This window comes from Micromonospora sp. D75 (assembly GCF_018070405.1).
GTDB classification, from domain to species: Bacteria; Actinomycetota; Actinomycetes; order Mycobacteriales; family Micromonosporaceae; genus Micromonospora; species Micromonospora chalcea.
The window spans coordinates 1-21,303 of record NZ_JAGPXV010000024.1 but is presented as its reverse complement, the minus strand read 5'-3'; the positions used below and the strand labels follow the sequence as shown (position 1 = coordinate 21,303).

The 21,303-nt window shown below is 73.6% G+C and carries 15 protein-coding genes; 2 read left to right on the top strand and 13 right to left on the bottom strand.

What is annotated here, in order from left to right; genetic code table 11:
• Positions 1–1,286: glycoside hydrolase family 6 protein (locus tag KBX39_RS03025; protein WP_210869095.1), on the bottom strand; the 1,286-nt coding region annotated here is incomplete at its 3' end.
• Between the two features lie 156 nt (positions 1,287–1,442).
• On the opposite strand from KBX39_RS03025, the gene KBX39_RS03020 reads away from it, so the two are divergent.
• Entirely contained in the window at positions 1,443–2,711 is a 1,269-nt protein-coding gene (locus KBX39_RS03020) for a GAF domain-containing protein (RefSeq protein WP_210869093.1), read from the top strand.
• Between the two features lie 5 nt (positions 2,712–2,716).
• Here KBX39_RS03020 and KBX39_RS03015 read toward each other — a convergent pair whose 3' ends face one another.
• The 6 genes from KBX39_RS03015 to KBX39_RS02990 all read right to left on the bottom strand — a co-directional run bounded on the left by KBX39_RS03015 (position 2,717) and on the right by KBX39_RS02990 (position 9,490).
• Positions 2,717–3,784: a DUF2855 family protein gene (locus KBX39_RS03015; RefSeq protein ID WP_210869091.1), complete on the bottom strand. Its 1,068-nt coding sequence runs from the start codon at positions 3,782–3,784 to the stop codon at positions 2,717–2,719.
• 94 nt (positions 3,785–3,878) lie between these two features.
• Complete coding sequence (locus tag KBX39_RS03010; RefSeq protein WP_210869089.1) at positions 3,879–6,011, bottom strand: radical SAM protein; 2,133 nt, start codon at positions 6,009–6,011, stop codon at positions 3,879–3,881.
• A 10-nt stretch (positions 6,012–6,021) separates the two neighbouring features.
• Entirely contained in the window at positions 6,022–7,419 is a 1,398-nt protein-coding gene (locus KBX39_RS03005; RefSeq protein ID WP_210869087.1) for a TfuA-like protein, read from the bottom strand.
• Complete coding sequence (locus tag KBX39_RS03000) at positions 7,412–8,578, bottom strand: YcaO-like family protein (protein WP_210869085.1); 1,167 nt, start codon at positions 8,576–8,578, stop codon at positions 7,412–7,414. Before KBX39_RS03000 ends, KBX39_RS03005 begins: the two co-directional genes overlap by 8 nt.
• 30 nt (positions 8,579–8,608) lie before the next feature.
• Entirely contained in the window at positions 8,609–8,983 is a 375-nt protein-coding gene (locus KBX39_RS02995) for a hypothetical protein (RefSeq protein ID WP_043327003.1), read from the bottom strand.
• 144 nt (positions 8,984–9,127) lie between these two features.
• A complete protein-coding gene (locus KBX39_RS02990) occupies positions 9,128–9,490 on the bottom strand; it encodes a hypothetical protein (protein ID WP_210869083.1) in 363 nt (120 codons plus the stop codon).
• 334 nt (positions 9,491–9,824) lie between these two features.
• On the opposite strand from KBX39_RS02990, the gene KBX39_RS02985 reads away from it, so the two are divergent.
• Positions 9,825–10,604 carry a MerR family transcriptional regulator gene (locus KBX39_RS02985; protein WP_158629852.1) on the top strand — a complete coding sequence of 260 codons (780 nt, stop codon included), beginning with the start codon at positions 9,825–9,827 and terminating at the stop codon, positions 10,602–10,604.
• A 7-nt stretch (positions 10,605–10,611) separates the two neighbouring features.
• On the opposite strand, the gene KBX39_RS02980 is transcribed toward KBX39_RS02985, so the two are convergent.
• The 6 genes from KBX39_RS02980 to KBX39_RS02955 form a co-directional block, all read right to left on the bottom strand.
• Positions 10,612–13,644, bottom strand: coding sequence for an ATP-binding cassette domain-containing protein (locus KBX39_RS02980; RefSeq protein ID WP_210869082.1), 3,033 nt, complete (start codon positions 13,642–13,644; stop codon positions 10,612–10,614).
• Positions 13,645–13,668: 24 nt separating this feature from the next.
• Positions 13,669–15,852: an NHLP family bacteriocin export ABC transporter peptidase/permease/ATPase subunit gene (locus KBX39_RS02975; RefSeq protein WP_051611255.1), complete on the bottom strand. Its 2,184-nt coding sequence runs from the start codon at positions 15,850–15,852 to the stop codon at positions 13,669–13,671.
• Positions 15,849–16,658, bottom strand: coding sequence for an HlyD family efflux transporter periplasmic adaptor subunit (locus KBX39_RS33985; protein ID WP_064448581.1), 810 nt, complete (start codon positions 16,656–16,658; stop codon positions 15,849–15,851). The genes KBX39_RS02975 and KBX39_RS33985 overlap by 4 nt, the downstream gene beginning before the upstream one ends.
• Entirely contained in the window at positions 16,655–18,160 is a 1,506-nt protein-coding gene (locus KBX39_RS02965) for a SagB family peptide dehydrogenase (RefSeq protein WP_210869080.1), read from the bottom strand. Before KBX39_RS02965 ends, KBX39_RS33985 begins: the two co-directional genes overlap by 4 nt.
• Before the next feature lie 35 nt (positions 18,161–18,195).
• Complete coding sequence (locus KBX39_RS02960) at positions 18,196–20,472, bottom strand: TOMM precursor leader peptide-binding protein (RefSeq protein ID WP_210869078.1); 2,277 nt, start codon at positions 20,470–20,472, stop codon at positions 18,196–18,198.
• Between the two features lie 140 nt (positions 20,473–20,612).
• A partial coding sequence (locus tag KBX39_RS02955; RefSeq protein WP_210869075.1) for a hypothetical protein occupies positions 20,613–21,303 on the bottom strand: 691 nt, incomplete at its 5' end.

Genomic DNA, 21,303 nt, shown 5'->3' with positions numbered 1-21,303 from the left:
TTCGTGAACCGGACGGTGCCGCTGGTGCCGCTGGCCTGGGCGTTCCAGGTGCCGGTGATCGCCGCGCCGCTGGGCAGCGCGACGGTCACGGTCCAGCCGTTGATGCTCGCCGAGCCGGCGGTGACGTTCACGCTCGCGGTGAAGCCGCCGTTCCACTGGTTGATCGCGACCGAGGCGGAGCAGCCGTTACCGGCCGGCGGCGGCGTGGTCGGGGGCGCCGTGGTCGGCGGGGCGGTCGTCGGCGGCGCGGTGGTGGGCGGAGCAGTGGTCGGCGGGTTGGTCGTCGGCGGCGCGGTGGTGGGCGGGTTGGGCGCGCCGTTGGCCAGGCTGAAGGCCAGGTCCGGCTGGAACGAACCGGCCGTGTAGCGGCAGCCGTCCGCCTCACCCGGCGGCTTCACCCAGAGGTACGCATCGATGTTGGCGTCGCCGGTGTTCGTCGTGGGGTACTGCCCGATGCGCCGGTCGGTGTTGTCGTCGGCGCACCAGTCCCCGGCCGCTCCGCCGTTGCGGCTGGTGTCGATGACCTGCCGCTTGCCGGAGATGCCCATGCCGTTGAGGGCGGAGATGACGGCCCGGCCGAAGTTCGCCTCGCTGGACGTGGGGTTGAAGTTCGACACGTTGGTGAAGAAGCCGTCGGCGTACTGCACGCCGGCCGCGCGGAGCCGGTTGGCCGTGTCGTTCGCGCTGTTCCAGGTGGAGTGGCCGCCGTCGAGGTACACCTTGGCGTTGGGGTTGGCCGACTTGATGGTCTGGGTCGCCGTGGTGAGCGCCTGGTTGCGGGCGTTCAGCTCGCTGGTGCTCAGGCAGGTCTGCAGGGCCAGCGAGTCGGTCTCCAGGATGATCAGGACCGTCTGGTTGCCGAGCCCGCGGGCGAAGTTGGACACCCAGGTCTGGTACTGGTTGAGGTCCGGCGCGCCACCGGCGCTGGCGCCGCCGCAGTCGCGGTTGGTGATCTCGTACACCGACAGCACCGGGATCTGCTGCGCCGCGTTGGCGGCGCCGATGAAGCTGGAGACCTCGGACTGGATGGTCGACGGGTTGAAGTTGGCGTACCAGCGGGCCTGCGGCTGGCTGGCGATCTTGTCGCGGATGACGGCGGCGCGGGAGTCGCCCGGGTTGGCGGCGACCCAGCGGACGACTGCCGAGGACGGGTCGCGGTAGAGCGATCCGGACACGGTGCCGGCGGACGCGCCGCCGACGGCGAGGCCGACGCCGGCGGCGGCGAGACCCGCTACGGCCGCCACGCTGATGGCCGCTGACCTGCGGCGGGCGGAGAGGATAGCCACGACGTGTTTCCTCCTGATCACATCGACGTATCTAAGTTCGTGGGAGCGTTCCCACGACGGTAACGGAGGCGGACGTCGATGCCAAGATGTGAACGTCGGTCACTGACCCGTAATCCTGCGACGGTCGACGAAGCGGGCGTGGGAGGAAGACCAGGCATGACGGCGCTACCAGGCCAGGACCTGCCCAGGCCGGCGGACGAGGACCTGCGGACGCTGTTCGGCAAGTCCATCGCCGTCTTCGCGGCGCTCGCCGGGCCGACGCACGTGGTGGAGGCGGCGAATCCGGCATTCTTCGCCGCCATCGGTGAGGAACGCGCACGTACCGGAGTTCCGCTCGCCGAGTTGATGCCGGAACTGGACGGCCAGGGCTTCATCGCCCTGCTGGACGAGGTCTACCGGACGGGCGAGTCCTACACCGGTCACGACGCCCGGATCATGCTGGGCACCGGCTCGCAAGCGCGGGAGGCGTTCTTCGACTTCACCTACGAGGCGCGCCGCGACCCCGCCGGCACGGTGACCGGGATCCGCGTGATCGGGGTGGAGACCACGCAGGTCAAGCACGCGCAACGGCTGATGGCCGAGCACCGCGCCATGCTGGAGCAGATCGCCCGGCAGGCGCCCCTGACCGAGGTGCTCGACGGGATGGCCCGCTGCATCGAGAACCTCGCGCCGCAGGAGGTGCTCGTCTCCGTCCTGCTCGCCGACGCCGACGGCCGGCACCTGCGCCACGGCGCCGCGCCCAGCCTGCCCGACTTCTACAACGAGGCCATCGACGGGATCGCCACCGGTGAGGGCGTCGGATCGTGCGGCACCGCCGCGCACCGGCGGGAGCCGGTCGTCGTCACCGACATCGCCACCGACCCGTTCTGGGCCGACTTCCGCGATCTGGCCGAGCGGGCCGGACTCGCCGCCTGCTGGTCCACGCCGATCCTGGCTCGCGACGGCAGCCTGCTCGGCACGTTCGCCATGTACCACCGCACCCCGCGCGTCCCGCGGGACACCGATCTGGCCCTCGCCCGGGTCTTCACCGGCACCGCCGCCCTGGCCATCGAACGTCACCACATCGAACAGGCGAAGTCCGAAGCGGACGCCCGCGCGCGAGCCGCCCACGACGAGCTGGCCCGGGTGGTGCGGGCGGAGCGGGAGCTACGGGCCGAGGCGGAACAGCGCGCCGCCGCGGCGGCGGAACTCACCGCCCGGCTGCGCGCCGCCGCCGCCGCGCAGGCCGCCACTCCCCGCCCCGAGCGGTGTCAGCTCGGCGGCAGCGACGGCTGCGCCGCGCCCGCCGAGATCAAGGTCGCCGACTCGTGGGGCGACTCGGCGTGGGGCTGCCCGGTGCACGTCGAGGAAGCCGTCATCAACGTCCGTTCGGTCTTCATCGCCAACGAGGAGCTCGGCGGCCTGTCCGCCTACCTCGACCGCTGACGCTCTCAGAGCTGCACGACGTGGCCCACCCGGGGCGGCGTACGGCCGGCGAGGACGTCGAGCCAGGCGTCCCGCAGCGCCTCCGGACCGGCGCCGGCCCGCACGTCGAGCCATCCGCTCACCACCTGCGAGAACCGCTGCCAGGCGTCGGCGAACCGGACGTCGAGGCCGTCGCGGCCCCAGTCCCGGCTGCGCTTGCGCATCTGGACCGGCGCGAAGAAGACCTCCTCGGCGGCGTCGGCGTTCGGCGTCTGCCGGGTCAGGCCGACGGCGATGTCCCGGACGAGCCGGTCGCCGAGGTGGGCCCGCAGCGCGGCCCGGTGCGCGGGCGCGCCGGACAGGTCGAGGTAGACCGTCGGCACGACGTCGAGCGCCGCGATGTCGTCGTACGCGAGGACATCGTCGTAGCAGCCGAGCGACCTGGTGAAGGCGAGGTTGCCGGGTGAGGTGAGACCGATCAGGCGATGGCCGCGGCCGTGCAGCTCGAACGCGGCGGCGTACGCCGTCTTGCTCGACGCCGACGACAGCACCAGCGATTCCGCGCCGTACCAGTCGTTGTCGACGACCTGGTCGGCGAGCATGAACGAGGTGAAGAACAGCGGCCGGAACAGGATCAGCAGGTCCTCCTGCTCCGCCCGGTACGCGGGGACGCCGGTGGTCGACCGGTAGGAGTTGTACGGCGAGGGCAGCCCGGCCCGGTGCGGGCTGGCGTCCCGGAAGCCGGTCCCGTCCACCCGCTCCGGGCGTACCACCAGGTGGCCGGCGGGCGGCAGGTAGCCGTAGACCCGCACGCCCGGCTCAACTCCTGACACTGTGGATGCAACCACCTCGGCGAAGCCCCACAGCGGCGGCAGTCCCCACCGCCGGTCGAGCCCGCGCGGCTCGGGCGGGAAGAACTCCCAGTAGCGCATCGCCTCGCCGAGCACCGCGTACGTCACGTTGTTGGCGGTCAGGCCGACCCGGTCCACGCGCAGCAGCACCTCCCCGTCGGCGAGGGCGGGCGCCGCGCCGTCGGCGAGCGTGGTGCGGGAGAGGTCGTCACGGGCCACAGCGAACGTCCACGAGTCAGCCATGGCCTGACGCTAGGCAGCAGCGAAACCGGAGACAAGTGCACTGGGAGTGCAAAATCCCACTCGGCGGGGTGCGCCGGCCCGACCGGCGCTCGGGTCACCGCGTCGGCCGGGCCGGGGCCGGGAGCTGGTGCCGGCGGATCAGCCGCTGCCCGATGAACGTGCGCCAGACCCGGTCGGCGACCGCCGGTTCGACGATCCAGAGCCGACGCTGCGCCTCGGCGAGCGTGAGCGGCGTGCTGAACAGGTCCAGGAACAGACGGCTGCTGCGGTTGAGCGCGAACACCTGGCCGTCGGTGCGGCGGAACAGGTGCCGGTTCGCCGGCAGGTCGCCGGGGACGCCCTCCTGCTCGTCGGACCGGATCCGCCGGTACGCGTCCCAGACCTGCTCGTCGTCGCGGTCCACGAACGCGCCGTTGGCGAGGAACTCGGTCCGGTCGTCGGTGTCGTGCCGCACCCGGTCGTGGGCGAGCACACCACGTACCGCGGTGCCGTACCGGTCGTGGTAGAAGAACGTGTGCGGGGTGTCGGTGCTGCCCAGCCAGGGACGGTGGAAGTGTCCCGGGTTGAGGTCGGCCTTGGCCCGGGCGACCTCGGCCTGCGCCGCCTCGGTCACCGGCTCGTCGTACCGGAGCATCCGGACGATGTCCGAACCCTCCACCGGCCGCACGTTCGTGATGCCGAACCGCTCCGGCTCCTTGGCGACGATGGCGCCCGGGGTCAGCATGAAGTCGCCGAGCCCGCCGAGGGTCCACAGGTCGGGGTTGTCGCGCAGGAACGCGATGCTGTCCAGCGCCTCGTCGCGGGTCTCGGTGGGAAAGCCGGTGAAGCCCATCATCTGCACGCCGATGTTGGCCTTCGTCATCGCGGTCATGGTGCGCCGTACCTGCTCCGGTCTGGTGCCCTTGTCGATCAGGTCGAGGATGCGCTGGTTGCCGGACTCGAAACCGACCGACACGGCCACGCATCCGCTGCGCCGCAGCAGCTCGCAGCGCTCGTCCGACCAGTACTTCTCCAGCCGGATCTCGGCGCCCCAGCGGAAGTCGAGCCCGCGGTCCACGACCTGCTCGGCGAAGCGCAGGATGGTCGCGGGAGCGAGCACGTCCACGGAGAAGTAGATGAACTTGGCGAACTTTGACAGCTCGGTGACGTCCGTGATCATCTTGCCGACCGTGTCCTGCCGCCACGGGCTCGTCGGGCCGTCGGTGTTCAGGCCGTAGTCGCAGAACGTGCACTTGTTCCAGTAGCAGCCGCGGGTCGGCGAGTAGTAGACGAACCGTTCCGGGCTGAGGTAGAGGTCCCAGGGCAGACCGGAGAAGTCCGGGACCGGCACCTGCGCCAGACGCTCGTAGCGCAGGGGCAGCTGGCGCTGGCGGCCGTACTTGGGGTGCAGGCGGACGTTGGGGTGCCCGGCCGGCAGGGTGCCGGTCGCCACCGCGTCCAAGATCTCCGTGTACGCGGTCTCCCCCTCCCCGACCACGATCGCGTCGAAGTCGGCGAGCACCTGGAAGACGTACTCGGGTCTGCTGGCGCACTTCCAGACGTCGGAGATCTCCGTGCCGCCCGCGACGAGGAAGACGTCCGGGCAGGCCCGGCGGACGAGCCGGGCGATCCAGAGCGCGAACGGAAGCTGCCACTGATAGGTGGCGCTGATCCCGATCACCTGGTGGCCACCGGCGGCCAGCCGCGGGATCAGCACGTCCTCGTAGTACGGCTGGAAGGGCTTGTTGAGCCGGCCGAGCAGCGCCTCGTCGGTGAGCGCGGCCACCGAGCCGATCGAGATCATCGGCGGTGGCTGCAGCCGGAAGCCGGCGCGGAACTGGCCGGGGAACCCGACCGCGCCGAGCGCGTCCATCCAGGAGATCACGCCTTCGACCGCGTCCTGGTAGTGCCGGTAGTCGTAGAACAGGTTCGGATCCTGCAACACCCCGATCGACCGGCGCAGCCGCTCCGGATCGGGGTCGGGCAGGCCGAGGTGGTTCGCCCGGGCCATCAGCGCGTCCGGGCCGCTGAGGTCGTCGGTCGAGGACCGGGACAGCTCCCGTCGCAGCCACTCGTACGCCGACGGCGTGTACGAGTGGTGGAACGCCTCGATGTTGGCGTCGATGATCTCCGCCGGCCGGTGCCCCTGTGCCCGGGCGTACGAGTCGAGGTAGTTCAGGGAGTGGTACCCCGAGGTGGGGTCGGTCAGCGGGGGGTAGACCAGTGCCGCCTTCACCGTTCCGCTCATCGACGCCTCCTCAGCCGACCTGGGCCGTGCAACCGGCCGGAATGTCCTCCTGCGCGCCCTGCGCCACCGCCGGCAGTCGCGGGGCGCCGAACGCCTTGACGTACGCCACGAGCGGCTCGGCGGCGTACCGGAACGACGCCAGGCCGTCGAAGCCCCGGTCCCACGCCGCCGACTCCAGCCCGTCGGCGTCGCAGCCCCACAACCGCGCGAAGCACTCGTCGACCACCTCGGTGCGGAAGTGGAGCCGGCCGCCCGGGCGGCGGTGTCCCGTCGTACGCGGGACGAGCGTCTCGTTCAGCGACGCCGCGGTCGCCGCGACCTGCCGCGCCGCGGCGAGCAACGCGGGGGTACGCAGCGGCGCCGCGACCATCCACAGCGCCAGGCTGCGGTACGGCGTGGTGCCGAACGCCCGCACCAGCACCCGCAGCACCGCCTCGCGGTCGCCGATGCCCCGTTCCCGGTCGGTGAGCCAGTCCCACCCACCCGGCGCCGTGCCGGTCAGGCCGCGCTCGCACGCCGCCTGGTGGGCGCGTTCCTCGACCGCCGGGTCGGCGATGTCGACCTCGGCCAGCCCGGCCAGCACCCCACGCCGGTGCCAGGCCGGCGCCTCGGGGTGCAGCAGCATCAGCACCGCCGCGGCGTCCCGGTCGCTGACCCAGTGCCCACCGACCGGCTTCCCGGCGAACCGCGACCGCCAGCTGTCGAGGAAGCGGGTGTGGAGGTTGTCGATCGGCTGGTCGCCGGCGTGCGCCGGGCACAGCTCCGGCGCGTCTGCCGCCGCCATCGACAGCAGCAGCCGCGCATCGGCGCCCTTGGCGTCCCAGGGGTCGCGCCGGCGCCAGGTCAGCAACCGGTCCACCACGGCCGCGGCCCCGGGTGGCGCGGAGCGCTCCAGCGCGCGGTACGACCGCCGCCGGAACGGCAGGTCCCGGGCGACGTCCAGCAACAGCGTGGCCTCGGCCTGGCCGAGCACCCCGGCGGCGACGGCGCGGCGCAGCTCGACCCGGATGTTCACGAGCGGCTCGCTCAACGTGCGGTGGCCCTCCTCGGCGGGCCCGTGCACCACCGCCACCTCGTCGTCGCCGGTGACGACACCGTCGCGGTAGAGCTGGAACACCTCGCCCACGCCACGCATGCCGAACGGCCACAGCTCGGCGGCGCGCAGCGCACCCATGCTGGCCGCGCCGGCCACTGTCACCCCGCGGTCGAGCAGGTCGAGGATCTCCCGGTGGCGTACGGGCGGGTGTTGCAGGAAGAACCCGTCGACGACGAGGACCCGGTCGCCGGGGCCGACGTCCAGGCGGAGCAGGTCGCCGTGCGCGACGGGCGGCAGCACCACCGCGTCGGGCAGCAGCCGGCCGACCTCGTCGGCCGGCAGGCTCGGACCGATGAAGACGACGTCAGTCACGGGGCACTCCTGGTCGGGTACTCAGGGCCCGCTCGTCGAACATCCGCAGGCCGGGGGCGAACACCTTGCTCACCGGGATGCCGATGTCGTCGTGCGTCAGGTCGACGCTGAACGGCTCGACGCCGGTTATCCGCTGCACCCGCGACGCGAGCTCGCGCAGCACCTGGGTCACGTCCCCGGCGGGCGGGGGGTCGCGGCGGACCGGCCGGACCGGCCGGTCGACGGTGGGTGGCGGCACCGGCGGCGCGCCGACGTCGTGGTACGCGGTGGCGTCGATGTCGTCCCGGGCCCCGGAGACCATGACCAGCCGCGACTGTGCCGCCTCCGACATGGCCCGGCCGACAGCGATCTCCGGGTCCACGTGGCAGCCGAAGCCGCCGAAGGTGACCGGCAGGTCGGGGGACCAGATCGAGGCGGCGTAGCAGGGCACGCCGACCGCGTTCGTGATGTCGCAGACCTCCACCCAGCAGCCGGCCCGCACCAGCGCCTCGTGCACGGTGCGGGTCATCGCGTTCGTGGCGGTGCTCGGGTCGGTGTAGGTGCGCTCGGCCAGCGGCGAGGTGCAGTACGGGGCGATGCAGTCGCGCTCGACGACCTCCAGCAGGGCGTGCAGGCTGGCCTCGGCGAAGGTGTTGCCGGTGGCCAGCCCGTTGCTGCTGGGGGTGAACAGGGCGCGGTCCCAGCCCCGCCGGACGGTGAAGTCGAGTTCGATCGTGGCGCGCGGCACCAGGCAGGGCGCTCCGGTCACCAGCCCACGGCCGGCCACCCAGTCGAGGTCGACGGCGGGGGTCAGGGGCGACCGCTCCGCCAGGTGCAGCCACCGGACGTCGTACGGCAGGTCGAGCGCCTCGGCCGGGGACCGGACGGCGGTCCCCGGCCGGAGGTTCTCGGCATGCCAGGACTCGATGCTCTCCATCACCGCGCTGACCCGGGACTGCGTCGCCGTGGCGCCGGTGCCGACGCTCACCGCCATGGTGGCTCCGACCGGCCGGTAGGCGACGTGCACCGGTAGGCCGATCTCGTCGAGCCGGGTGATGTCGGCGACCCGGGTGATCCGGAACCGGTCGAGCATGCCGCCGACCCGTGCCCAGGTCTGCTCCACAGTGGCCGTCCGGTAGGTGCCGGATCGGAACGCGATGGTCTCGGTCGTGTCAGTCATCGAGGCTCCCGGCGGGGTGCGGAGGGGAACTCAGACGATGAGGACGGCGATGATGTTGACGTTGTTGTCGGCCGCCGGCGCCACGCCACCGGCGACGGTCTCCAGCTCGGCCTCGGTCAGCTCGTTGAGGTCGACCAGCGGCACCTCGGGCACGTGCAGCACGTGCCGGCCGGGCGTACCGGACCAGTCGGCGACGATCTGCTCCTTGGTGTAGAGCGTGGCGGGCTGGGCGCGGTCGACCTCGACGGTGGCGCCGGGGGCGACCGGCAGGCCGGCCGCCGTCGCGTAGCCGGTCGGGTCGGCGAGGAGCCGCTGCAGTTCCTCGTCGCTGCGCCACACCGCGGTGACCAGTTCCGAGTACTTGGTCACGAATCTCGCGCCGTATTCCTGCTCGTCGTTGCTCATCGTTCGGTCCTTTCCTGGGGCTGCGGGCCGGGCGGTTAATTGCTGTGGCGAGAACGCTAGGAAGATCGAGGTTCGGCAATCAAGGATTTCCGCTGACTGCCATCAGAATCTGCCGTGCCGGCCGGCGGGCGGCAGACATCGGTGTCAGGTGCAGCAGCACGGGCAGCAGCACGCGCAGCTGGAGTCCAGGCCGGCGACGACGCTGTCCAGCTCGTCCTCGGCCAGCTCCGTCTCGGCCACCGGCAGCAGCGAGGGCACGAAGAGCACGAAGGCGCCGCTGGACTCCGCCAGCTCCCACGACTTGACCTGCACCTCGAGGTCCGGATCGGCGTCGGCGACGTCCCGGACCACCCGGACCTGCACCTCTTCGGGCAGGTGAAGGCCATAGCCGGCGAGGAACCCCCGCGGGTCCCGGTCGAGCGCCTGCTCCTTGGCCGGGTCGGCCCAGACGTCGGCGACCAGCCGGCTGTACGCGGCCACGAAGACCGCTCGATCGACATTTGTCACACCCCTGCTCCCTTCGACGGTCGGCCGCCCACGACGACACCGGGGGCGGCGACAGGCAGCGCGGGAGGGTCCGGGCCGCCGGTTCCGATTCATCGTGGGCCACCGGCCGTTCCGGCCCGCCGGACGAGTGGGAATTTCATCGAATGCGGCCGCGACAGGGCCGCGGCGCGGCGAAAGCCGGGTAATGGAAATCAACGGCGTGACGCGGATTGGCGATTCTAATGATTGTCATCAGTGTGAACAAGTAGTAATTCCTCGCCTGTCACCCGCGCGGCGCCCGCACCTACGCTGCGATCGTCGGATCGCCCACCGTGACAGCGGTCCGGCGGCTGCCGTGTTCCGTCACCGAGTGCTGCCGGAGGCCACCGTGACCATCGACGAGGTGACGACGACACCCGGCGGCCCGGCCGGGTACAGCGTGGACGAACTCGCCCGCAAGGTCGGCATGTCGCCGCGCAACATCCGCGCCCACCAGGCCCGGCGGCTGCTGCCCCCACCGGTTCGGCACGGCCGGGCCGCGCTCTACGACGACTCCCACGTCCGCCGGCTGGACGCGATCCTCGCCCTGCAGCGGCAGGGCTTCAACCTGGTCTCCATCGAGGCCATGCTCGGGGTCCGGGCCGGTGACGAGGCGCCGGACGGGCTGACCGCGATGCTGCAGCGCCTGGCCGCCGACCGTCCCGCGCTGGCCCATGCGCTGACCCGGCACGGCGTGATCGGACGAGCCGACGACGGCACCGTCCGCACCTCCCGGCCACGTCCGCTGCGCGCCGCCCTGGACCTGCATCGGGTACGGGTGGGCACGGTGCCGGCGTTGCAGACCCTCAGCGAGGTGCTGGACAGCCTCCGGCCGGTCGCCGACGATCTGGTCGCCGCCGTCACCGCCCGGCTGCTGGCCCTCGCGCCGGAGCTGGTGCGCAGCGGCAACCGATCGTCCTGGGCCGACCTCGACCGGGAGACCCTGCTGTTGACCCAGGGCGTGGTCGGCGTGCTCACCGAGGCGTTCCGGCTGGCCGTGGAGAACCAGGCCGAGGCGCACGTCGCGGAACTGCTGGAGAACCACCTCGGCACGGACGTGTGCGTGGAGGACGGCGCGGTCATCGACAACGGCTGACCGGCCCTCAGCCCGTCGCGGGCTGCCCGTCCGGCTGCCGGCTCTCCACCACGGCGTCGGACCGTTCCGGCTGGTCCACGAGTTGCCGTCGCGCCAGCCGGTGGAACAGCCCGTCGGGCTGGTCCATCAACTCGTCGTAGGTGCCCCGCTGGACGATCCGCCCCGCTTCGAGCACCACGATGGTGTCCGCCGCGCGGACCGTGGACAGCCGGTGGGCGATCACCAGCCGGGTCGCGGCCAGGTCCGCGGTGCTCCTGGTGACCACCTCCTGGGTCCGGTTGTCCAGCGCGCTCGTCGCCTCGTCGAGGAAGATGATCCGGGGCCGGGGAGCCAGCGCGCGGGCGATCAGCACCCGCTGACGCTGCCCGACGGAGAGCGTCCCGCCGCCGAACGGCACCATGGTGCTCATCCCCATCGGCAGCGCCTCCAGGTCGTCCGCGAGGCCGGCCATCCGCGCCGCCTCCCAGACCTGGTCCAGCGGGAAGCTGCCGGCGCCGCAGATGTTGTCCCGCACCGAGCCGGCGAAGAGCTGGCCGTCCTGCAGGACCACCCCGCACTGCCGGCGGACCGCGTGCACGTCGAGTTCGGCGAGGTCCTGGCCGTCGTAGAGCACCGCGCCCTGCTGCTGGCGTTCGAAACCGAGCAGCAACCGGAGCAGTGTGGACTTCCCGCAGCCGCTCGGCCCGACGATGGCGACGAACTCACCCGGGCGCACGTGCAGGTCGATGTCGACGAGCACCGGCGGCTCGTCCGGCTGGTAGGCGAAGGTGACCCGGTGCAGTGCGACCTCACCGCGCAGCTCGCCCGGGTCCACCCGGTCCGGCCGGGCCTCGGGGTCGGCGCGCAGGATGTCCCGCAGGCCGCCCAGGCGGGGCACCGCCGCGATCACTTCGACCCCGGCCGACACCAGCACGAGCAGCGCGCCGAGCAGCATCGCGAAGCTGACGTTGAGGACGAAGAAGTCGGCCGGCGTGACCCGGCCGGCGAGCGGTCCCATCAGCACGGCGAACAGGACCAGTTGACCGGCGACCGGCAGCACCGTGGCGAACGCGACCAGGCCCGCCTGGCTCTGCCGGACCCGTTGCAGCGCCGCCCGGGCCACCGCGGCCACCTCCGACCAGCGGGCGTGCGCCCGGGCCTCGGCGGCCGCCACCTTGATCTTGACGATTCCCCCGAGCAACTGGTTGGTCATCGCCGCCGCCCGGTGCTCGGCCGGAAGCGCGATCCGTTGCCGGCGGACGATCAGGACGGCGAACGCGCCGAAGGCCAGCATGGTGACGGCGACGATCCCCGCCCCCCACAGCCCGAGCACGGGCTCGACCACCAGGAGCAGGCCGAGGGTCACCGCGACGGTCGCGGCCGCGGAGACGAGCTGCGGCAGCAGCGCGCTCAGCGCCTCGCCGACGAACGAGATCCCCAACATCGAGTTGGCGATCTCACCACTGCTGCGACCGGTGAAGAACCGGGCGGGCAGCCGCATGAGCCGGTCCCAGAGCGCCAGGTGCGCGCCGGACTGCAACCGGCCCTCCAACCGCAGCAGCCGCAGGTTCTGCACCACGCCGACCAGTCCCGCGACCACAGCGGCGCTGAGCATCAGCGCGAGGAAACCGAACAGGCCGTCCACCTCGCCCTGCCGGGCCAACTGGCCCAGCACCTCGCCGGTGGCCAGCGGCACGCCCAGGCCCAGCAGCGCCACGCAGGCGGCGGCGACGAGCAGCCCGCGCACGTCGCGGGCCGCACCGACGAGCCCGGCCCGCAGCAGGTGGCGCATCCGGGCGGCCTGCGGCAGCGGCGCCTGCACCTGGGTCGCCTCGGCGGCGAACGTCGCGGCGACCGTCGCGTCGATCGGCCCGTACGCCCGGGTCTCCGGGTCGACGTGGTGGTAGCGGCCCCGGCGGAACACCAGCGGCACCGCGACGGCACGGGACGGGTCGTCGCCGGTCCGCCACCCCACGAGCGGCCCCAGGTCCCGCCGCCACCACCGGTCCGGAAGCCGCACCTCGCGCAGGAACAGGCTGGACGCCCGGGACACCGCACGCACCGCCACCCGGTCGTCAAGTGGCGCGCCGCTGCGGTCGGCCGGCTCGTTGACCGGGCTGCCCATCCCCTCGGTGACCACCCGGACCACCGAGGCCGCCCGCCCGTACCTGTCGAAGCCGGCCTCGGTGTCCGGAACCGGGAGCGCACCGCCCGCGCCGATCACCCCGAGCGACCGGCGGGCCGCCGCGGCGAGCACCTCGGCGTCGATCTGCCGGCGCCGCTCCACGCCGCTCAGCAGGGCCGCGTCGGCCTCCTCGACGCGGGTCTCCACCATCCGCAGCAGCCGCACCACGTGCTGGTCGACCGCCGACCGGAGCTGACCGCTGACCAGCAGGTCCCAGCTGCCGTGGCTCTCCACCGCGCACGGCGACTCGGCCACCACCCAGTCCCGCTCGGCGACCAGCAACAGCTCCCGCTCCCCCGACATCTCCGCCGGACCGCCGTCGTTGCGGCGCAACTGCCCGCCGGCGCTGCGCAGCCACCAGGCACCGCCGGTGGAGACGAGGGCGCTCCCCTGCGCCAGCGACACGATCTCGCGCCCGCTCAGGGTGGACGCCTCCCGGGGCGCCTGCCCGCGGCGCAGCGCGTCGGCGACGGCCACCAGCACCAGGTCCACCGCCGCGACCAGCTCCGCCGCGGCGCGCCGCGCCCGCGGCGACACCTCCTCGTCCGCCGGGAGGCCGGGCCGTACCTGCCGCTCCAGCAGCGACAGGTGGGGCCGGGACAGCCCGCGCAGGTCCGTGCCGGGCAGCGGCACCAGGATCAGCTGCCACACACCGATCGCGGTGGACGTCGGCACCAGGCCACCCGCCGGCAGCCGGGCCACGTGGTGCCGGCGCGACGGGTTCGTCCCGACCCGGCGCACCGCGAACAGGTCGGCCTCGCCGCCGGTCACCAGCCAGCCCGCCACCGGGTCGTCGAGGCGGCAGACCTGGCGTACGCCGTCGGCGCAGAAGCCGATCAGATTGCCGGGCGAGGGATTCTCCACCGCGCCGCTCATCAGCGTCTCCTCGGGTCGTCGTGGTCAGTGGTCCCGGACCAGGCGCGCGTACGCGCCGTCGCGGGCGACCAGTTGCTCGTGGGTGCCGCGCTCCACCTCCCGGCCGCCGTCCAGCACGACGATCAGGTCGCAGTCGCGGACCGTGGACAGGCGGTGGGCCACGATCAGGCAGGTCGCCCCCCGCCGCCGCAGGTGCCTGTCGATCTGGCGTTCGGTCTCGGCGTCCAGCGCGCTGGTCGCCTCGTCGAGCACGAGAACCCGGGGATTGCGGACGAGCGCGCGGGCGATCTCGAGCCGCTGCCGCTGCCCGCCGGAGAAGTTGCGGGCGTTCTCCCGTACCGGGCTGGCCAGGCCGCCCGGCCGGGCCGCCACCTCGTCGTAGAGGCAGGCGTCGGTCAGCGCGGTGACGACGTCCTCGTCCGCGACTGTGAGGTCCCACATGGTGACGTTGTCGCGCACCGTGCCCTCGAACAGCCGCTGGTCCTGGTCCACCATGGCCACCGTGGCCGCCCAGAGTCCGTCGTCGGTCCCCGGCCGTTCGAGGCCGTCCACGGTGACCCGCCCGGTCCACGGGCGGTAGAGCCCGGCCACCAGCCGGCCCACTGTCGACTTGCCGCTGCCCGACCGCCCGACGAGCGCCACCCGGGCACCCGGCGGCAGGTCCAGGCTGAAGTTCTCCAGCAGCGGCCGGCCCAGCGGGTTGTAGCCGAAGGTGACGTCCTCGATGCGCAGGTGCCCCTCCATCGGCGCCAACGGCCCGGCGGGCCGGTCCCCGGCCGACGGCAGCGGGTACCGCTCCACGTCCCGCAGCCGGTTGAGGTCGGCGCTCATGTCCTGCAGCCGCGAGCCCAGCGCGGTCAGGTTGCCCAACGGCCGGTTCATCGCGGCGGCCAGGCTCTGCATGCCGACCAGCACGCCGACGCTCATCGCCTCCGCCACCACCTGCCGGCTGCCCAGCCCCAGCAGCACGGCGGTGGTCCCGGAGGCGAGGAACGCGGGCAGGACGGAGAGCACAGCGGTGGGCACCCCCAGCCGCTGCTGGCGGGTGGCGACTGTGGCGTGGCGCGCCGCGAACCGGGCCACGGCGCGTTCCTCCTCGCCGCCGGCCTTCACCGTCTCGATCATCTGGACCGTGGTGTAGACGGTGGTCACCAGCTTGCTGCGGTCCGCCTGGAGCCCGGCGACGGCTGTCGACCGGGTCGAGGCGACGTAACGCAGCACGCTCACGTTCAGCCCGGCGAGGACCGCCGCGCAGAGTCCGAGCAGCAGGTCGTACTGGCAGAGCAGCGCCCCGTACGCCAGCACCAGGCCGGTGTCCACCACCGTGGTGGCCGCGCGGCGGGTGAGCACCTCGGCGACCACCTCGTTGCCCCGGACCCGCTGGCTGAGGTCGGCGGCCTGCCGCTGGTCGAAGAAGGCCGGCGGCAGCCGCAGCAGATGTCGGAAGAACCGGGCCGCGCTGCTCAGGGCGAGCGCCGTCTCCGCGCGTACGGTCAGGCGTTGCTGGAGCAGGCCGGCCAGGAAGGTCAGCACGGTGGCCACCGCCACCGCCGCCACCAGGCCGGCGAACGCGGCCCGGTCCTCCTGGAGCAGCACCCGGTCGACGAAGACCTTCGCCATCACCGGGATGGTCAAGCCGACCACGGCGATCAGCAGGCCGAGCAGCAGCATCTGCGCGATCGCCGAGCCCGGGCCGCGCCACCGTTCGGCCAGCGCCCGCACCAGCCGGTAGCGGGTGCCGCCCGGCCGGAACTCCGGGCCGGGCTCCATGGTGAGCGCGATGCCGGTGAAGGCGCCGTCGAACTCCTCCCAGCTCACCGCGCGGGGGCCGGTGGCCGGATCGTTTATGAAGACCTTGCGGCCGAGCCCCTCCAGCACCACGAAGTGCTCGAACCGCCAGAACAGCACCGCCGGCAGCGCCACCGTGGCCAGGCCGGCCAGGTCCATCTGGAAGCCCTTCGCCACCATCCCGTACCGGCGGGCGCCCCGGAGCACAGTGGCCGCTGTGGAGCCGTCCCGGCTCACCCCGCACACCCGGCGCAGCTCCTCCAGGGGTACGTGCCGGCCGTGGTGGGCGAGCAGGATGCCGAGCGCGGCGGCGCCGCACTCCACCGCCTCCATCTGGATCAGGGTGGGCGTACGGACCCGTCGACGCCGGATGCGGGGAGGCTCCGGCGTTCCGGTGGCGGCGGTCGGGGGCGCGCTCATCGTCCCAGCAACCAGTCGATCGGGTGTTCCTGGTCCACCGTGAACCAGGCGGTGACCTCGCTGGCCGAGTTGAGCTGGAACGGCGGCGGGGACTTGGTCCAGCGCAGGCCACCCGGGGCCGCCGGGTCGGGCTCCAGGGTGACTGTCACCCGGACCACGCTGCCCCGGGCGAGCAGCCGCCGGACGTCCGGCCCGGTGCCCAGGAAGGCGCGCAGCGAGGCCTCGGTCTCCGGGAAGGCGCCGATGGTGGTCACCCGGCCGGCCAGGGTGCCGAACACGTTGCGGGGCGCCGCCGCGGCGGCCACCTCGACGGGTACGCCCGGTTGCAGCAGGGGCGCGGCGACGGCGGGAGCGTAGACGACGGCCTGCAACGCGTCCCCGGCGGTGTCGAGCCGTTCCAGGTCGGCCAGGTGCGTGCCGGGGGTGACGATCTCGCCCTCCGAGACCAGCCAGGCCACGACGTACGCGTCACCCGGCGCGTTCTCCACCCGCACCTTGCCGTCCATGGTGCGCAGGCTGTAGAGGGGCGTGCCCTTCGTGACCCGCTGGTGCGGCGACGCCCACACCTTGGTGACCTGGCCGCTGTCGAGCGCGTCGAGGGCGGAGATCCCGTTGGAATGGATCAGCACCCCGGCGGCCTCGACGGTCCGGGGCACCACGGTGCGCACCGACCAGACCCCGGCGGCCACCACGACGATGACCAGCGCCACGGTGGCCAGCCAGTTCGGCACCGTGGTCAGCCGGACCGCGCGGTCGAGCTGCTCGGGCGCCTCCAGCTGACGCAGCGCCTGCCGCCGGAACTTCACGGCCGGGCCCCCGTGTCGGCGGGACGGCGCGAGCCGAGCAGGAAGTCGGCCACGCTCGGTTCGACGAGCGGATCGAGCCCGGACAGCTCGGCGAAGGCCTGGGAGTCCCCGGCGCCGAGGGCGCACGGCGCCAGCCCCATGGCGGTGGCGACGAGGTACATCTGCTGGGTCAGCACACCCGCGTCCTTGAGAATCATGGCGTAGCTCATCCCTTCGTACTTCCACATCAGCCGCTGGACCCGGGCGGTGACCACCAGGACCGTCTGCGGCGGCCGGGGCATGGCGCCGGCCGCCCGGGCGTACGCCAGCAGCCGGTCGGCGGCCGCGCCCCAGCCGGCGACCGGCTCCAGCCGGTGCCCGACGCCGTCGTAGTGGTAGAGCCCGGGGTCGAGCCCGGCGCAGCGCGCGACAAGCGGATAGATCTCCAGCTCGTAGACACCGCCGCCGCCCGGGTAGGGCCGGTGGCCCACCTCCTGTCCACCGGCCTCGCCGACGACCGTGGTGTGCTGCGACCGGTACAGGAACTCGGCCAGCCGCTCCAGGGGCAGCGGCGCCGTGTCGTCGTGTTCGCGCACGCTGCGCCGGTCCGCGACGACCTGGCTGAACGCGGGATCCGCCTTGGCGATCGTCGCCAGGTCGGGCAGCGGCAGCTCGACCGCCCGGCCCCCGTCGTACGGGCGGCGCAGCGGCTGCGGCGCGAAGCGTTCCCGCATCCGGTAGGTGCCGCCCACCGGTAGCGCGTGCCGGCCGGCCCGGGAGCGGTGGTGCAGCCGCAGCTCCTCCGGCGACCAGTAGGCGAGCGGCGCGTCGTCGTGCTCCGCCTCGTACTCGGCGTCGGTGACCAGGATCCGGGCGGTGGCCAGCTCGTCGAGCACCCGCCCGGCGGCCTCCGGCGGCACGCCGAGCATGCGGGCCACCGTGTCGGGTCCGAGGCCCGGCACGGCGGCGGCCAGCACCGCGCCGACGGCGGCGTCGGCGCAACCGACGGTGAGGGTGCTCAGCGACGACGCGGCCACCAGCGTCCCCCGATCGTGCTGGAGGGTGGCGAAGCGGGAGAGCCGGTAGCGGACCCCGGGGGTGTGCGGGCGGCTCTCCGGCAGGCTGCCCCGGCCCAGTCCGGTGGGCACGAGGTCGAGCAGCGCCCGGTCGTCGACCTGGACGCGGCGCTCCAGCCAGGAGTGGGCGAGCAGCCGGCGCAGCAGCAACTGCGCCGGCAGCACCCGGCTCTCCCCCTCCAGGCCGCTGATCAGCCGGCCGACCTCGACGTCGCCGACCCAGTCGGCGGCGAGGCGCAGCAGCAGCGCCCGCCGGCCCATGCCGGGTCGCTCCAGGGTGAGCCGGAAGCGGGTCTGCCGCAGCAGCAGCGAGCCGTCCTCACCGAGTCGCAGCTCCGCGTCACGGCGCAGCCGGTACGACTCCTGGACCGGAGGACCGCCGCCGGCGCCGTTCACGACGACCGCCGCCGACCGGTCGGGTCCGCCACTGTGGTCATCCCCCACCATCCCTTCCACGTTCACCGGCGGGCCGGGAGCGCCGGCTAGAAGAACACGTTCAGCGGGTTGGCCGACGTCTCGTCGGCGGCCAGCGGGTCCCGGCCGAGGCGGCCCGGCACGTCCCACAGCCGACCGGGGCCGAGCCGGCGCCAGAAGTGCCGCAGGCCCGGCACGACGACCTTCACCACGGCCAGGTCGACGTCCGGGCGGGACTGGTCGACGACGATCATCTCCAGGCCGGCCCGCTCCGCCCGGCGTACGCACCGGCGCACGTCGTCGCCCACGTCGCCGGTGGTCAGCGTCGGGTGGTCGGCGGCGGTGCGCGGCGGCCGGGTCGGATCCGGGGACAGCCACTGCTGGTCGGCGACCCGCACCGTGCCGAACCAGCGCGCGGTGTCCGGGTCGTCGCCGCCGTACCGGTTGCGCTCGGAGGTGGGTCCGGGCACGGCGGGCAGGAACTGGTTCACCTCGGTGAGCGCGCGGGTCAGCGCGACCCGCGCGTCCAGGTGCGCGCCGAAGCCGACCAGGACGTCCTCCGTCCCGCCGTCGGCCCGCCGGGACACCGCGGCGAACGTGGGTACGCCGAGGTCGGCGGTCAGATCGAGGGCCCACAGCTCGCGGCTCAGGGCGGTGGCGTGGTGGTCGACGCAGGCGGTGGTCCACGGGTCGGCGAACGAGGCGAGGTCCACGCCGGGCATCCGGGAGCGGTGGTACCACCACAGGGCGACGCTGTCCCGCTCCACGAGTTCGCAGAAGCCCTGCAGGATCGCCTCGGACAGGTTGCCGCCGGCCGCGCAGCCGTTCGAGTCGGCCGAGCACACCCCCAGCCCGGTCAGCTCCGGGTGGCCGTACCAGCAGTACGCGGCGGGCAGCTCGCGCGGCGTCTGCCGGGTCAGCGACCAGCCCGTCGTCCAGTCCAGCTCCACGTCGTCGGGCAACGGGCGGGGAACGCGGTGCAGATGGCCGAGGTCGCGGTTGAGCCGGTCCCGGTCGGCGTACTGGCGGTCCGAGAACAGCAGCAGCTCGCGCAGGTGCACCGCGCGGTCCGGACCGAGCTGCCGGTAGGTCGCCCGGTGCACCGGTCGGTCGCCACGCCACACCCCGCAGTAGCGCTCCACCGCCTCCCCGATCGCGCTCATCCGGGCCTGGAGGTCGGTCCGGCCCTTGCCGCCGCTCTGCCCGCGCAGGTTGCGGCGCAGCCCGGCGAGCTCGCGGGGCTGGGCGAAGTTGTGCCCGGCGGAGTAGGTGTGGGTGACGCCGTTGTCGGTCGCCTCCAGCGGGGTCAGCCGGCTCACCACGCCCAGGTACCGGCTGACGTGGTGGGCGAGTGCCGCGTACGTCTCGGCGGGTTCCCGGGTACGGGAGTCTCCGGCCCGGCTGGGCTGGGCGCCGCTCGGTGGCAGGTCGATCCGGGGCTCGGCCTTGCGGACGAGGTCCGGGTCGCCGCACGCGGGGCACTGCGGTTGGCGTACGAGCCGGTGGCTCTCCGTGCTCAGGTCCCGGGTGTCCAGGGCCACCATCCGGCCGGTGAGGCGGGGCGACGTACCCCGCACGGCGAGCACGGCGAGTTCGGCGGCGAGCAGGCCGGCGGCGGTGGTGGCCAGTCCGGGCAGGACCGCCCGTCCGGGCTGCGGCAGCGGACCGGCCAGGTCCTGCCCGCCGAGGAACGCGTTCACCTGCTCGTTCTCCTGCCAGCGTTGCCGCAGGCAGGCCCAGCAGCCGGTACGGCCCGGCACCAGGTGCGGGCCGAGGAAGACGACGTTGCCGTGCGGCCGGGCCAGGGTCCAGGCGCGACCGGCGGCCAGGTGGCGGTCGTTCATCGACGCCAGCCGGGGGTCGAGCATCGACGACGGCAGCACCAGCACCTGGGCGTCGTCCGGGCCGGGGTCCGGTCCGTCCGGCCCGACCACTGTCACGGCGAGTCCGAGGGCGCGCAGCGCGTCGGCGGTCTCGGCCACCCGGGGCGCCCCGAGGTCCACGACGGTGACCGGGCCACCGGCCATCCACCGCCGCCCCGCCTCGGGCGGGACGCCCCGGGCGTCCCAGCCGGCGGCCTCGGCCGGCGAGGTGTGCGCCGGGCCGGACGTGAGCAGGCCGTGGTCACGCAGCCGGGCGAGGGCGGTGGCGACGGCGGCGACCGGGTGCCGGGTGGCCAGCCGGGCCACCACGTCGGCCAGCGGCGCGGCGCCGTCGAGCTGGTCGGCCAGGTCCGCGGCGACCGGATCGTCGACGAGCAGGCTGCGGGTCTCCCCCAGCACCACGAGCGGGCCGTCGGGCAGCCGCACCGGCACGTAGTCCGATCGGAAGCGCGGACGCCACATGGTTCCTCCCGAGCCTGGTGGCCGGGCCGCGGGTACCACCGGCCCCGCCGGCGATCACGGCTGCTGTCATCGTCGCGGTCCGCGGCCTCCGATCCCGAGTGATGCCACCGGTTTCTGCCGTCGGCGGGGTCGGTGCGCGGTCAGCCGGCGGTGACCGTCAACGCGGTGTCGTTGAGTCCCAGCACCGACGTGCCGGTGGTCTGCTCCGGTACGAGCAGCAGGAAGGTCTCCACCCGGTTGACCCGGATGGATTTTCCGCTCACCGCCGTGCGATGACCGGTGGCGATCAGGTCCGGGCTCTGCGGCACCATCCGGACGGTGGCCGGACCGCCGGGCGCCGGGCGCAGCGTGTCGGTGGCGTGGACGGTCAGGAAGGTCAGCGTGCCGGTCGGCGTCGTGACCGCGCAGTCCGACCACTCCGCCCGGTCCAGGGTTCGCCGGACCTCCGCGCCGACGCCGGCGAGTTGCTGCCCGTAGACCTCCCAGCCGCCGGCGAACTGGCCGTCGAGCAGCGGGCTGGACGCGATCAGGGACCGGTTGCCGGTGGTCGACCCGATGCTGCGGGCGAACACCTCGGCGGCGAGCGCCCGGCGGCTGGTCTCGTCCAGGGCGGTGCCGCCCTCGGTGGCCGGCCGGCCGTCGATGCTCCGGGCGGCCACCAGCGCAGGCTGGGTGACCTGGACGTTGTGGCTGAGCTTCCACTGGCCGTCCGTGCCGAGCACGAACTGGCTGACGTCGGTGGGGGCCAGCTCTGAGCCGGCCAGCTTGAGGGTGGCCGTGACGAGGAAGCACGCCGGGTCGCCGGGCGGCACCGCGAACGCCGGGTTGATG